This is a genomic window from Cryobacterium roopkundense (assembly GCF_014200405.1).
GTDB classification, from domain to species: domain Bacteria; phylum Actinomycetota; class Actinomycetes; order Actinomycetales; family Microbacteriaceae; genus Cryobacterium; species Cryobacterium roopkundense.
Genome location: NZ_JACHBQ010000001.1, coordinates 2959099 through 2972501, shown reverse-complemented (window position 1 = coordinate 2972501; position 13403 = coordinate 2959099). Strand labels below are relative to the sequence as shown.

The following is a 13403-nucleotide window of genomic DNA, read 5'->3' as shown; positions in this document are numbered from 1 at the left end:
TCCGCTGGCCCGCTGTTGTGGTGGCGAATTCAGGAGATCCGGTGGCGGGTTCGGTGTGGGCCCAGCGTTTGCCTGGCCGCCCGGGCCGATGCCCGGCGCTTCTCCTGAATTGGCCACACACCACGCCACACGACGCACACACACCGAAGCGGATGCCGCCGGCCGCTACCCAGCCGCCGTCACCTTCTCGGGAATAGCAGCAGCCTGCCGCCGGTGCCGTACGTGCTGCACCACGCTGATGAGGATCGCCACGGCCATCACCGAGTAGAGCGACACCGTGATCGGCGAGCCCACCAGGATGGCCATGTCGCCCTCGGACACCGCCAGGGCCCGGCGCAGCTCGGTTTCGGCGAGCGGGCCGAGAATGGCCGCGATCAGCACAGGGGCGAGCGGGATGGCGAATCGGCGCATCACGAAGCCGAGCACGCCGATCGCCACGAGCAGCCAGAGGTCCTTCATCGAGGAGGCGATCGCATAGACGCCGAACACCGAGAACACGGCGACTCCGGCGTACAGGTAGTGCTTGGGCACGAGCAGCAGCTTCGCCCAGACCGACGCGAACGGCAGGTTGATGATGAGCAGCATGACCAGGCCCACGAACAGGCTCGCGAGCAGCGGCCAGACGAGGTCGGCGCTGCGCTCGAACAGCAGCGGCCCGGGCTGCATGCCGTATTGCTGGAACGCCGCGAGCATCATGGCCGCGGTCGCCGACGTGGGCAGGCCGAGCGCGAGCAGCGCGCCCATCGCGGTACCGGCGGTGGCGTTGCCGGCCGCCTCCGGCCCGGCCACGCCCTGGATGGCGCCGCGGGTGCCGAACATCGTGTCACCGCGCCGCTTGGCGAGCTTCTTCTCCGTGCCGTAGGCGAGGAACGTGGGAACCTCTGAGCCGCCCACCGGGATGGCGCCGAACGGCAGCCCGAAGCTTGTGCCGCGCAGAAACGCAGGGAACGCCTGCTTGAATTCACGCCAGTTCAGGTACGGCGAGCCGTGCGTCTTCACCTGCGCGCGCGGGTCTTCGCGGTGGATGCGGGAGGCCACGTGCAGCACCTCGCCCATCGCGAGGAGGCCCACCGTCACGACGATGATCGAGATGCCGTCGAAGAACTCGGGCATGCCCAGGGTGAAACGGGCCGCGCCACTCTGGCCGTCGATGCCCACCATCGCGAGTGAGAGACCGATGCCGAGCGCGATCAGCCCGCGCACGACAGATTCGGCGACGACGGCGGAGATGGCCACGAACGCGAAGGCCGCGAGGGCGAAGTACTCGGCGGGCCCGAACAGGGTGGCGAGCAGCACGAGGTACGGGGACAGAAACACCACGAGAGTCGTGGCGATGATGCCGCCGGTGAAGGCACCGATCGCGGCCGTGCCGAGGGCCTTCGCCGCCCGGCCGTCCTTGGCCATGCGATGGCCTTCGAACGAGGTGGCGATGGCCGAGGAATTGCCGGGGGTGTTCAAGAGGATGCCCGAGGTCGAGTCCCCGAACAGCCCGCCGAAGTAGATGCTCGCGAACATGATGAACGCGCCGGTGGGGTCGAGGCTGAACGTAATCGGCAGGAGCAGGGCCACAGCCATCGCGGAACCGAGCCCGGGCAGCACACCCACCGCGGTGCCGAGGATCGCGCCGATGAGCAGAAACACCAGATTCATCGGGGTGAGGGCCACCGAGAAGCCCTCAAGAAGGTTGGCTAGCTGATCCATGAGAAGACTCCCGTCAGAATTCCCGAAGGAAGGGTGAGGCCGAGGCCGGCCGAGAATGCGAGCTGCATGCACGAGGAGAAGATCAGCGAGACGCCGATATCGAACATCGGGCGTCGACTGCCGAGGGCCCGCGAGAGCGCCCAGAACAGCGCGGCGGCGGAGAGCAGCCAACCGAGCGGCTGCAGCAGCAGGATGAACGCGATCACGCTCGCGAGCACGAGTCCGGTGGTCTTCCAGTCGGTCAGGCCGATCTTCTTCTTCGTGGCGGGGTGCACGGAGGAGCGGATGACGCGGATCTCGCTGGTCGTGTCGATGTCGCCGAGATCGTTGAGCATGTCGCTGGACATGCCCACCCGGCTCACGTTGCTGTCGCCGTCGACCGGGCGGGGTGCCCGCACGACCTGAACGGCGAGGAGGACCGCGAGCACGTACAGCAGCCCGGCGACGATCGTGGGGAAGAACTGCGGCCCGGGGGTCGCGGTGCCCTCAGGAACGTCCATGGTGACGATACCCACCGTGAGGAACACGGCGATCGCCAGTACAAGGGCGGAGACCACGAGCTCACTGCGGCCGGCCAGCCAGGGCTGGGGCGCGGTCTCGCGAGCGGATGCCGCGGCATCCGCTGTCGAGACATCGGCGGGCGGGTGGAACCTGTCGTCGGTCGGGGTCGTGTTGCTCACAGTCCGAGCTCCTCAATGATGGAGCGCACGCGCTCGCTCTCGGTGGCGATGAATTCCTCGAAGTCGCCGTCGATGGAGTAGCTGTCGCTCCAACGGTTGCGGGTCATGGAGTCGTCCCACTCGGACGTGGCGTGCATCTCCGTGACGATGTCGACGAGCTCCTGGCGGGCCTCGTGGCTGATGCCGGGCGGGGCCGCATAGCCGCGCCAGTTACTCATCTCCACGTTGTAGCCGGATTCGATGAAGGTGGGTACGTCGATGCCGTCCACCGGTTCGGCGGCCGAGGTGCCGAGGGCGCGCACCGAGCCGGCCTCGATCTGATCGCGGAAGTCGTTGTAGCTCGAGATGCCGGCCGAGGCCGTGTTCGAGAGCAGGGAGGTGAGCACTTCGCCGCCGCCCGCGTAGGCGACATAATTCACGTCGCGCGGGTCGATGCCGATCTCGCGGCCGAGCAGCCCGCTGAGTAGATGGTCGATGCTGCCGAGCGAGCCCCCGGCGATGGCGTGCCCGCCCGGGTCGGCGGCCCAGGCCGCGGTGAAGTCGTCGATGGTCTCGTAGGGGGAGTCCTTCGGTACGACGAGCACGTTGTAGTCGTCGGCGACACGGGCGATGAGGGTGACGTCGTCGAAGGACACGTCGGCCGTGGAGAGCTCGATGCCGCCCATCATGGCGGCGCCGGTGGCGAGAAGCAGATCTTCGCGGCCGGGCATCTGGGCCACCTGACCGAGGCCGATCGTGCCACCGGCGCCGGGAACGTTGATGACCCGGGCGTTGTTTACGATGCCGTTCGCACGCAGGGCCTGCTGGCCTTCGCGGGCGAAGGCGTCCCAGCCGCCGCCGGGAGCGGCCGGAGCCATCATGGTGAGCTTGCTGCGTGCCGTCGCTCCGCCGCCAGCCGAGCTGGCGTTGGCGGTGGCGGCGAGCACCAGAACGGCGGTCACGGTCGCGAACGCGGCCGTGAGAATCGCTTTTTTCATGCGCGAAACCCTTTCTACACAGCGACATCGTTGTTGCCGCGGGAGTTGCTCTACCATTGCAGGAGGCCGTCCGGCACTCGCGCGGATCGGCCTTTCTGCTCTTTGATGCACTTAGCTGCATTCGCCACAACACCTGACGACGGGGTCTGGAGACATATGCCGCCCACCACATGGATGCTGCGCCGCGGTTCGCTCCTGCTGCTGCAGGTGGCCATCGTCTCGCTGTGCGTCGGCGTCACCACGGTGGTTGCCCTGCGGGTGCAGGAGACCCAGATTCGCTCCGCCACGGTGGAGCGCGTCTCCGACGTGGCCGAGAGCCTCGCCGACCTGCCAGCCGTGATCGCCGCCATCGGCGCCCCCGACGCGGCCGAGGTGCTGCAGCCCCTCGCCGAACTGGTGCGCGAGGCATCCGGGGTGGACTACGTGGTGATCACCGACGGGACAGGCATGCGGCTCACCCACCCCACCGCGTCCCTGGTGGGCGAGCAGGTCTCCACGGACGCGAGCGCCGTGCTGCGCGGGGAGACGTTCGTGGGGGTCGAAGACGGCACGCTGGGCCGCACCCTGCGCGCGAAGGTGCCGATCACCGCCGACGGCCTCGTCATCGGCACGGCCTCGGTGGGCCTGCTCGAAAGTCATATTGTGGCCGACCTCGACGAGAGCCTGCTGCGGCTCGTGCCCTGGGTGCTTGGCTCCCTCGTACTGGGCTTTCTCGGCGCCACCGCCGTGGACAGGGCTGTGCGCCGCCGGGTCGCGAGGCTCGAGTTCGAGCTGCGCGAACTCGACGTGCAACGCCGACTGGCCGCCGTGCTTCGGGAGCAGACCCACGAATTCGCCAACCGACTGCACGTTCTTTACGGACTCGTGGAGGCAGACGCCCGGGCAGACGCGCTCGACTTCATCGGCTCCATCGTGCCCGTTTCGGCCGGGTCAGCGCCGGCGCTTGTCGACGACCCGGGGCTCGCGGCCCTGCTCGCGGCGCGGTCGGCTGAACTCGAGCGCGGGGGCGGGTCGCTGCAGGTGGGTGCCGGTTCGCGGGTGCTGCCCGGCCGCGTATCGGAGGCCGCCGTCACCGTGGTCGCGAACCTGCTCAGCAACGCGGTCGAGGCCACGGATGCCGCGGGCCGCGTGCACGTGCTCGTCACGGCCGACGATGACGCATTCTCCGTCACCGTCTGCGACGACGGGCCGGGGCTGGACCTCGCCGCGCGCGGCCGACTGTTCGAACGCGGGTTCAGCACGAAGCGGCGCGAGCGCCGTGCGGGGGTCGAGATTCCCCGCGGCGTCGGGCTCGCTCTCGTTCGCGATCTGGTGCGCCGCGGCGGTGGCACCCTCGATGTGGGCGAGTCGCCCACCGGTGGCGCGCGCTTCACGGCGACCCTGCCGGCCGTGCTGCCCGCGGCGGGCAGAGGGGCGGAATCGTGAGCGTTCCGGGAACGATCCGCACTCTCATCGTCGACGACGACGCATCCGTGTGCCGCTTGCACGTGCGGTATGTGGAAGGGCTCGCCGGTTTCACCGTGGTGGGCACGGCCGCCACGGGGCAGGAGGCGGTGGATTTCGCCGCGGCGAACGAGGTCGACCTGATTCTGCTCGACATGCACCTGCCCGACTTCAGCGGCATCGAGGTGCTTCACCGGCTGCGCGGTCTCACGCGCGACGCGATCGACGTGATCGTGGTGACGTCGGCGAACGAGCCGGTTACCGTGCGGCAGGCGGCCGCGGCGCGCGTGGCGGATTACCTCATGAAGCCGTTCTCCCGCTCGGTGTTCGAGCTGCGGCTCGCCGCCTACCGGGCCGGTTTCGGTGTCGGGTCGTCAGACGACTTCCGTGGCGCACTGCGCCAGGCCGACATAGACGGCATGTTTCTGCCCGCACGGCCGGCGCCCCGCCCAGACACCGCAGCGCTCGCCATCGTGCCGGAGGCGCGCCTGCCCAAGGGGCTCTCGGCGCCGACCGTGGCGCTTGTGCTCGGCGTGCTGCGCGCCCGCGAGGTGAGCAGCGTGGCCGATGTGGCCGATGCGTGCGGCCTCGCCCGCGGCACCGCCCGGCGCTACCTCGACTTCTTGCGTCTCTCCGGCCAGGCGCTCGTCACGCACCGCTACGGCGTGCGCGGTCGCCCGGAACTGCTCTTCAGCCTCGCCCCCGGGTAACCGGCGGTTTCCCCGCCGCTTCTGTACATAACTCCTGCAAATCCGGAGCGGGCCGCCATCCGACCCCGGAATCACGCGGTCGTCCGGCACGGTCGTTCCGATGTGCAGGAGTTATGGGCGGGTGGCCGACCCGGAGCGGATGCCGCGGCCGCCCCTACAGGGTGTTGCCGAGCTTGAAGCCGGCCACGGTGTCGTCCTGGCGGGTGTATGAGAAGCCGTCGGCGCCCACGGTGACGGCCATCTCGGTGGGCTCGTCACGCTCGAGAACCGGCTGGGGGTTGCCGTTGAGGTCGAGCACGAGCGAGGCATCCGTGTACCAGCTGGGCACCACGGGGTTGCCCCACCAGTCGCGGCGCTGGTTGTCGTGCACGTCCCAGGTCACCACGGGGTTGTCAGGGTCGCCGGTGTAGTAATCCTGTGTGTAGATTTCCACGCGGTGGCCGTCGGGGTCGCGCAGGTAGAGGTAGAACGCGTTCGAGACGCCGTGGCGGCCCGGCCCGCGCTCGATCAGGTCGCTCTTGCGCAGCGCGCCGAGCTTGTCGCAGATGTAGATGATGTTGTGCTTCTCGTGCGTCGCGAAGGCGATGTGGTGCATGCGCGGCCCGGCGCCGCCGGTGAGCGCGGTGTCGTGCACGGTGTCTTTGCGGCGCAGCCACGCCGCATAGGTGACGCCGTCGGAGTCCTGGATGTCTTCGGTGACGCGAAAACCCAGGTCTTCGAGGTACTTGCGGCCGAGGCCCACGTCGGGCGTCACCTGGTTGAAGTGGTCGAGGCGCACGAGCGCGCCAGGCCCGTGCAGGTCGAACCGCCAGGACAGGCGCTCCACGTGGTCAACCGTGAAGAAGAATTCGTAAGGGAAGCCGAGCGGATCCTCCACCCGGACGCTGTCGCCCACCCCCTTGACGAAGCCCTCGCGCCGGCGCTCGGTACGGCAGCCGAGTTGCTGGTAGTAAGCCTCCGCGAGGTCGACGTCTTCGGGGGTGCGCACCCGGAACGCCATGGCGGCGACGGCCGCAACCGGGCCGACCCGCAGCACGAGGTTGTGGTGGATGAACTCCTCGAAGCCGCGCAGGTAGATCTCGGTGTCGCTCTCCTCGGTCACGACGAGGCCGAGGATGTCGACGTAGAACTCGCGCGACTTCGCGAGGTCGTTCACGACGATGTCCATATAGGCGCAGCGCAGAATGTCCGGCGCGGGAACTGTGGGGGTGGGGATGAAGGTCATGGGGGGTCTCCTCGTTGAGAGTGTCTGAAGCGGATGCGTGGCGCCGGCCGCGGCGAACCGGCGTTGTTCGGGGCCCGGGCCCGGTGCACGGGTGGCCTGGGCCCACCGTGTGAACGTAGGCCCAGTATCTAGACTGGGCCCGCGTTCCGGGCCCGGGCCCCGTGCAGCACAGGTGGGGGTTAGGGGGCGCCGAAGCGGGGGGTGTGCACGGGACCGAGGGTGATGTGCACGGCCTGCTGGTCGGTGTAGAAGTCGATCGAACGGTACCCGCCCTCATGGCCGAGCCCGGAGGCTTTCACTCCGCCGAACGGGGTGCGCAGGTCACGCACGTTGTGGGAGTTGAGCCACACCATTCCGGCCTCGATGGACTGCGCGAACGTGTGTGCGCGAACCAGGTTCGTGGTCCAGATGTAGGCCGCGAGGCCGTACTTTACCCCGTTCGCGAGCTCGAGCGCCTCGGCATCCGTATCAAAGGGGGTGATCGTGACCACGGGGCCGAAGATCTCCTCCTGGAACACGCGCGCCGTGGGAGGCACGTCGGCGAACACAGTCGGCGACACGTAGTTGCCCTCCGGCAGGCCCGCGGGGCGGCCGCCGCCGGCGAGCAGGCGGCCTTCGGACTTGCCGATCTCCACGTAACTCATCACCTTGGCGTAGTGCTCGGGGTGCACGAGAGCGCCCACCTCTGTGGCCGGATCGTGCGGGTCGCCCACCACGATGCTCGCAGCCCTCGCCGCATACCGTTCGCAGAATACGTCGTAGACCGAGCGTTCCACGAGGATGCGGCTGCCGGCCGTGCAGCGCTCGCCGTTGAGCGAGAACACACCGAACAGTGTCGAGTCGATGGCTCCCTCGAGGTCGGCGTCGGCGAACACGACGGCGGGGGACTTGCCGCCGAGCTCCATCGACATGCCCTTGAGGTTCGCCGCGCAGTTGCGATAAATGGTCTGCCCTGTGGTCGTCTCGCCCGTAAACGAGATGAGCGGTACTTCCGGATGCTTCACCAGCGCGTCGCCGGCCTCCTCGCCGATGCCGTTGACCAGGTTGAAAACCCCATCCGGCACGCCGGCAGTGCGAAAGATCTCCGCCCAGAGGCTCGCCGACAGCGGCGTGAATTCGGCCGGCTTCAGCACGACGGTGCAACCGGAGGCGAGCGCCGGGGCGAGCTTCCAGCTCTCGAGCATGAAGGGGGTGTTCCACGGCGTGATCAGGCCGGCGACGCCTACGGGCTTGCGGTTCACGTAGTTGATCTGGCTGCCGGGAACCTTGTAGGTGTCGTCGGCCTGCGCCACGATCAGGTCCGCGAAGAACCTGAAGTTCTCGGCCGCGCGCTGCGCCTGGCCGAGCGCCTGGGTGATCGGCAGGCCGGTGTCGAATGTCTCCAGTTCGGCGAGCCTGGCGTCCTGCGCCTCGACGGCGTCGGCGATGCGGTTGAGAATACGCGAGCGCTCGCGGGGCTTGAGCCGAGGCCACGGACCGGTGAGGAAGGCATCCGTTGCCGCGGCCACGGCGAGGTCGATGTCGGCCTGCTGGCCGGCGGCCGCCGTGGCGTAGGTCTGATTCGACACGGGATCGAGCACGTCGAAGGTTTCGCCGCCGACGCTGTCGACGAAGCGCCCGCCAATGAAGTGCTGGAGGTGCGTGGGAAGGTTCTCCGGCACGTAGTGCGCCGCCGCGGGCGCCGGGTGAGCGGATGCCGCGGTGGTGGCTTCCGCGCTCACTTGGCCGCTCCGGCGAGGGTGAAGCCGGCGGTGGACGTGAGGAACTCGGAGCCGGCGTCCATCAGGATGCGCATCTTCGCGATGCCGCCGGGGGTCGGCTCGATGAGCGGCGGGCGCACGAACGCGGACTCGATGAGGCCGCGCTGCTGCATCACCCACTTTCCGGGAGCGGGGTTGGTCTCCACGAACAACAGGTCGACGAGAGGGTGCAGGCCGTAGTGGATCCGGCGCGCGGTGGCGAAGTCGCCCGACTCCCAGGCCTCGAACATCTGGGCTGAGGCGGCAGGGGCGATGTTGCTCGTGGCACTCACGAAGCCGGCGCCGCCGAGGGCCATCAGCGGCAGGCAGAGCAGCTCGAGGCCGCTCCACACCAGCAGCTCGGGCCCGCAGAGGTGAAGCACGCGGGAGAAGTGCTCGAAGTCCTTCGTGGTTTCCTTAACGCCCACGAAGTTGTCGAAGTCGCGGAAGAGGCGGTACACGGTCTCCGGAGCGATGTCCACGGCGGTGCGGCTCGGCACGTTATACGCCACGATCGGCAGGTCGGGAAACTCCTCGCACACCGTTTTGTACCACACGTAGAGCGCCTCTTGGGTGGGGCGGGCGTAGTACGGCGTGATGATCAGCGCCGCGTCGATGCCGGCGTCGCGGCCGGCGGCGGTGAGCTCGAGGGTCTCGTCGAGCTTGGCGGATCCGGTGCCGGCCATGAAGTGCACCCGTTCGTTGATGGCGGCGGACACAGTGCGGATCGCCTCGGCGCGCTCCGCGATGGTCTGCGAGCTCGGTTCCCCCGTCGACCCGCCGATCGAGATGCCGTGTGAACCGGATGCGATCTGCCAGTTCACGAGGTTGGTCAGGCCGGCGTGGTCGACTGCACCACCGGCGGTGAACGGCGTCATGAGGGCGGCGATGGAGCCGCGGATCTGGCTCGGGTTGCTGCGGAACTTCATTTATTTTCCTTCCGGACGAGTGGTGCGGGAGGCAAGGAATGCCTCGAGGGTAGCGAGTCGGTGGTTGCGGGCGGCGAGCTCGATCTCGATCGAGGCGGCCTTGCCCTCGATCAGGTCGAGCAGGTGAGTGTGTTCGGCCACAGATTCGGCGGCGCGGCCGGGCACGAAGCCGAACGTCGACTCGCGCAGAACGGAGAGCCGGTTCCAGCCCCGGTGAACGAGGTCGAGAATATGCGGGTTGGGGCATGTGCTGTAGAGCACGGAGTGGAAGTCGCGGTTGAGGGCGGTGAACCGCGCCGGGTCGAAGTGCGTGAGAGTCTCGGCCATGTCGGCGTTGATCTGGCGGGCCCGGTCGAGGGCATCCGCTGGGAGTGTCGGAGCCGAGAGCGCGGTGGCGGCGCCCTCCACGAGGCCCAGGGTCTGCATGGTGTATTCGTACTCGGTGGGGTCGAGCATGGCGACCTGGGCGCCCACGTTGCGGGCGAACGTCACGAGGCCCTCAGCCTCAAGGCGGCGGATGGCCTCACGCACCGGCACGGGGCTCATGGAGATGTCGCGGGCGATCTGGTCGAGTACGAGGCGGTAGCCGGGCCCGAACGTGCCGTCGTTGATGCGGGTCTTGAGCCAGTCGTAGGCGAGCTGCGCCTTGCCGACAGTGGGCGCGGGCGATGTCAGCGGAGCAGCCACACGCTGTACCGCGCCTTCCACTCGGCGTTCATCGGGTAGAGACCGTCGACGCCGTCGCCGGCGGCGACGCGCTCGGCGATGAACGTCTCCTCACGCTCCTGCTCGATCGCGTCGGTGACCACGGATTCGACCAGGTGCGGGGGAATGACCAGCACGCCGTCGGCGTCGCCGATCACCACGTCGCCGGGTTGCACGGCCGCGCCGCCGCAGGTGATGGTGAGGTCCACGTCCCACGGCACGTGGCAGCGGCCGAGCACCGCCGGGTGGGCGCCGGCGTGGTAGGTGGGGAGGCCGAGCGCGGCGACGGCGGCGCTGTCGCGCACCCCGCCATCGGTCACGATTCCGGCCGCGCCGCGCACCTGGGCGCGCAGGGCGAGGATGTCACCGACAGTGCCGGTGCCGGTCTCGCCGCGGGCCTCGATCACGAGCACATCGCCGGGGTTGAGGCCGTCGAACGCGCGTTTCTGCGCGTTGTAGCCGCCGCCGTGGCTCGTGAAGAGGTCTTCTCGGGCCGGGATGAAGCGCAGCGTGCGGGCCCGGCCCACCATGCGCTTGTCGGCATGCATCGGCCGCAGCCCGTCGATGCTCATCGCGTTGAAGCCGCGCTTGCGCAGCTGGGCGCTCAGGGTCGCCGTTCCCACGCTGTTGATGCGCCCGGTCAGCTCCTCCGTGAGTTCGAAGGCTGGGGGAGTTGCCAGTCCGGCGGCCTCCGCGGAGCCCCACGCCTCTGCGCGCTGGTGGTCGTCGACCTGCGGGCGGGCGCCGAAGTCGCCGAGCTCGAAGCGGCCCTCGATGACCGGGGTGACCAGCCGGCCGCTGGTGGGCGCGCCGGGCGCAGTGGGTGCGTCCACCTCAACCTCCACGGTGTCGCCGGGCGAGACAACGGATGCCCCGGCGGGCGTTCCCGTGAGGATCACGTCGCCGCGTTCGAGTGTGATGAGCTGGGCGAGATCGGCCACCAGACGACCGAACGGGAAGAGCAGGTCGGCGGTCGTGTCGTTCTGCACGAGTTCGCCATTCACCCAGGTGCGCACGCGCAGGGCGGCCGGGTCGACGGACTCGGCCGGGAGCACGTTCGGGCCGAGCGGGGTGAAGCCGTCGCCGCCCTTGGACCGGAGGTTAGAGCCCTTATCGGCGTAGCGCAAGTCGTAGACGCCGAAGTCGTTCGCGGCGGTGACGCCGGAGACAGCTGCCCAGCCGTCTTCGGGACGGATACCGCGCACGCGACGCCCGATGATCAGCGCGATCTCACCCTCGAAAGCGAGGAGTTCGCTGCCCTTTGGACGCACGATGGCGGTGCCGGTGGAGGAGACGCTCGAGCCTGGCTTCAGAAAGTAGGACGGCTGCTCGGGAGTGCGTCCGCGCTGGGCCGCCCGGGACGGGTAGTTGATGTGCACGGCAATCACTTTGCCGGGCCGTCCGATGAACGGATACGGTTCGTCTGTCATGGCGTCCTCTCGCAGCACTGCGGGTTATATAGGAAACCATATACGATCTGCGGGCTGCTGTCGATGCCCGGTTTCCTCGGCTGCGCCGCCGGTGGGAGGGTGCGGACACGTCGGCGCACCCCAAACCGGCGCGGGCCGCTGTAATACCAGCCGCCCGAGCAGGTGTGGAGCGCGCGGGAGCGCAGCGCTGGCCGGTTTGGGGCGTGACTGCGCCGGCATCAGCGGGGGTCAGGTGGCGAGTTGCCGTTCGGCGTGGGCGGCGTGGGTCGCCAGAAAGGCTCGTACGTCCCCAATCTCCGCCTCGCTTATTCCGTGCGCCAGGCCGGGATACACCCGCTCGGCGAGTGTGGAGTGCTCTGGCAGGTAGGCGCCGGTGCGGTCGATCGCCGCCTCCGCGATCACGTGATCCTCCGCGCCGCGTCCCCAGAAAACGGGCGGACGGCTCACGGCGAGTGCCGGGTCGCCCGGCTGCGGCGCGCCCAGCACGAATCCGCCGAGTACGACAGTGGCGAGCACTCGCTCGGGCCGGGTTCGCAGCAGCTGGCTTGCCATCAGGCCGCCCTGCGAGAAACCGATCGGAATCACTCGGGTGCCGGCGTGGACGTGCGCGTCGACCCAAGCCCAGATTGCGGCTGTCGCCTCGACGACCGGTTGAGCGTCGGGGTTTCCGGGAGTCGTGATCGAGAACCATGCTGCGCCGCCGTTGCCGACGTCGACCGGCGCGCGCAGGGAGGCCCAGGGCAGGGCGAGCCCGGGTGCCGGGCGAGGCCAAGTGCCGGCGCGAGTCCAAGTGCCGGCGCGAGTCCAGTCAGGTCATGCTCGGTGGAACCGAAACCGTGCAGCAGCAGCGCGACAGCGGGGACCGCGTTGTTCTCGGGCCACCCACCAGAGCGCACGTCTCGCAGCGGGACGGTCATCGGGCGATCAACTCCTCGGTCGAGAGGTCGGGGAGCGCGACGGTGACCTGAGTGCCCCACGGGTCAGCGACCGTGACGGAATGGCCGTCGCTGCCGAACTGGATCGAACGCGCCTGCAGTCGCGTCTTCAGGGACTCGAGGTCCGCGACGTCGGGCACGGTGACCGCCACATCGGCGAGGCCGAGGCTGGCGGCACGCGGCCCCGCACCGCGGCTGTTCCAGACGTTCATCGCCACGTGGTGGTGGTAGCCGCCGGCCGAGGCGAAGAGTCCGCCGGTATAGCGGGTCTGGGTGGCTTCGAACCCCAGCGCCTCGACGTAGAACGCGCGCGCCGTCTCGATGTCGCCTACCTGGAGGTGTACGTGCCCCACGGTTCCTGCCATCGACGGTGCGGCATCCGCTGTGTCTGGGTTGAGGTGGCGCTGGAGGTACGCCTGCGGGTCGAGGTAGTTCGTGGCCATCTGGATCTCGTTGCCCTGGCGCACCCACTCCGAGCGGTCCCGGTCGGTGTACAGCTCGACGCCGTTGCCCTCGGGATCGGTGAAGTAGAAGGCCTCGCTCACGAGGTGGTCGCTGGAGCCGATGAACACACTGCGCGGGTCTTGTGCCGCACGGTAAACGGTCGTGGCGAGGCTGGCGGGGGTCTCGAACAGGAAAGCAGTGTGGAACAGGCCCGCCTGGCGCGGGTCGACGCCGGGAAGGTTCGGGGTGTGTACGAGCCGCACGAGAGGGGTCAGCCCGCGGCCGAGCACGCGGTGCACCTCGCGGCCGCGGCTGCGCTCCTCGAGTGGCTCCAGGGCGAACGCACGCGAGTAGTAGTCCGACATGCCGCTCAGGTCGCCGACCCGCAGGGTGACCGCCCCCATCGAAGTGCTGGCGTTGAGGATGCGCTCGTCGGTCGCGTTGGTCATGGGTGCTCCCTGTCGGAGGTCGGCATTGCTTGTAGC

The 13403-nt window shown here is 69.0% G+C and carries 12 protein-coding genes; 2 read left to right on the top strand and 10 right to left on the bottom strand.

Annotation, left to right across the window (positions count from 1 at the left end; all coding sequences use genetic code 11):
* Nucleotides 1-165: 165 nt before the first annotated feature.
* From BJ997_RS13910 to BJ997_RS13900, 3 genes are read right to left on the bottom strand one after another with little or no spacing between them, the layout of a single operon-like run.
* Complete coding sequence (locus BJ997_RS13910) at nt 166-1701, bottom strand: tripartite tricarboxylate transporter permease (RefSeq protein ID WP_035840091.1); 1536 nt, start codon at nt 1699-1701, stop codon at nt 166-168.
* On the bottom strand, nt 1689-2381 hold the full coding sequence (locus BJ997_RS13905; RefSeq protein ID WP_084141767.1) for a tripartite tricarboxylate transporter TctB family protein: 693 nt from the start codon (nt 2379-2381) through the stop codon (nt 1689-1691). Before BJ997_RS13905 ends, BJ997_RS13910 begins: the two co-directional genes overlap by 13 nt.
* Complete coding sequence (locus tag BJ997_RS13900) at nt 2378-3358, bottom strand: Bug family tripartite tricarboxylate transporter substrate binding protein (protein ID WP_035840090.1); 981 nt, start codon at nt 3356-3358, stop codon at nt 2378-2380. The genes BJ997_RS13905 and BJ997_RS13900 overlap by 4 nt, the downstream gene beginning before the upstream one ends.
* A gap of 156 nt (nt 3359-3514) precedes the next feature.
* On the opposite strand from BJ997_RS13900, the gene BJ997_RS13895 reads away from it, so the two are divergent.
* Nucleotides 3515-4783: a sensor histidine kinase gene (locus BJ997_RS13895; protein WP_084141855.1), complete on the top strand. Its 1269-nt coding sequence runs from the start codon at nt 3515-3517 to the stop codon at nt 4781-4783.
* Nucleotides 4780-5511 (top strand): response regulator, encoded by a 732-nt coding sequence (locus BJ997_RS13890; RefSeq protein ID WP_183323532.1) that lies wholly within the window; start codon nt 4780-4782, stop codon nt 5509-5511. The genes BJ997_RS13895 and BJ997_RS13890 overlap by 4 nt, the downstream gene beginning before the upstream one ends.
* Nucleotides 5512-5665: 154 nt before the next feature.
* Here BJ997_RS13890 and hpaD read toward each other — a convergent pair whose 3' ends face one another.
* The 7 genes from hpaD to BJ997_RS13855 form a co-directional block, all read right to left on the bottom strand.
* Nucleotides 5666-6736 (bottom strand): 3,4-dihydroxyphenylacetate 2,3-dioxygenase, encoded by a 1071-nt coding sequence (gene hpaD, locus BJ997_RS13885; RefSeq protein WP_035838748.1) that lies wholly within the window; start codon nt 6734-6736, stop codon nt 5666-5668.
* Nucleotides 6737-6915: 179 nt separating this feature from the next.
* Nucleotides 6916-8457 carry a 5-carboxymethyl-2-hydroxymuconate semialdehyde dehydrogenase gene (gene hpaE, locus BJ997_RS13880; RefSeq protein ID WP_052542557.1) on the bottom strand — a complete coding sequence of 514 codons (1542 nt, stop codon included), beginning with the start codon at nt 8455-8457 and terminating at the stop codon, nt 6916-6918.
* On the bottom strand, nt 8454-9404 hold the full coding sequence (gene dapA / locus BJ997_RS13875; protein ID WP_035838745.1) for a 4-hydroxy-tetrahydrodipicolinate synthase: 951 nt from the start codon (nt 9402-9404) through the stop codon (nt 8454-8456). Before dapA ends, hpaE begins: the two co-directional genes overlap by 4 nt.
* Nucleotides 9405-10091, bottom strand: a complete 687-nt coding sequence (locus tag BJ997_RS13870) for a GntR family transcriptional regulator (RefSeq protein ID WP_035838742.1) — start codon at nt 10089-10091, stop codon at nt 9405-9407.
* On the bottom strand, nt 10076-11539 hold the full coding sequence (locus BJ997_RS13865) for a fumarylacetoacetate hydrolase family protein (protein ID WP_035838740.1): 1464 nt from the start codon (nt 11537-11539) through the stop codon (nt 10076-10078). Before BJ997_RS13865 ends, BJ997_RS13870 begins: the two co-directional genes overlap by 16 nt.
* A gap of 228 nt (nt 11540-11767) precedes the next feature.
* Nucleotides 11768-12268 (bottom strand): alpha/beta hydrolase, encoded by a 501-nt coding sequence (locus BJ997_RS13860; RefSeq protein WP_244962818.1) that lies wholly within the window; start codon nt 12266-12268, stop codon nt 11768-11770.
* A gap of 184 nt (nt 12269-12452) precedes the next feature.
* Nucleotides 12453-13367: a VOC family protein gene (locus tag BJ997_RS13855; RefSeq protein WP_084141558.1), complete on the bottom strand. Its 915-nt coding sequence runs from the start codon at nt 13365-13367 to the stop codon at nt 12453-12455.
* Nucleotides 13368-13403 lie beyond the last annotated feature (36 nt).

Coding starts and splice junctions, on each gene's coding strand:
- hpaD (WP_035838748.1), bottom strand. CDS start 6,736: ATGACCTTCATCCCCACCCCCACAGTTCCCGCGCCGGACATTCTGCGC.
- BJ997_RS13900 (WP_035840090.1), bottom strand. CDS start 3,358: ATGAAAAAAGCGATTCTCACGGCCGCGTTCGCGACCGTGACCGCCGTT.
- BJ997_RS13865 (WP_035838740.1), bottom strand. CDS start 11,539: ATGACAGACGAACCGTATCCGTTCATCGGACGGCCCGGCAAAGTGATT.
- dapA (WP_035838745.1), bottom strand. CDS start 9,404: ATGAAGTTCCGCAGCAACCCGAGCCAGATCCGCGGCTCCATCGCCGCC.
- BJ997_RS13895 (WP_084141855.1), top strand. CDS start 3,515: ATGCCGCCCACCACATGGATGCTGCGCCGCGGTTCGCTCCTGCTGCTG.
- BJ997_RS13855 (WP_084141558.1), bottom strand. CDS start 13,367: ATGACCAACGCGACCGACGAGCGCATCCTCAACGCCAGCACTTCGATG.
- BJ997_RS13910 (WP_035840091.1), bottom strand. CDS start 1,701: ATGGATCAGCTAGCCAACCTTCTTGAGGGCTTCTCGGTGGCCCTCACC.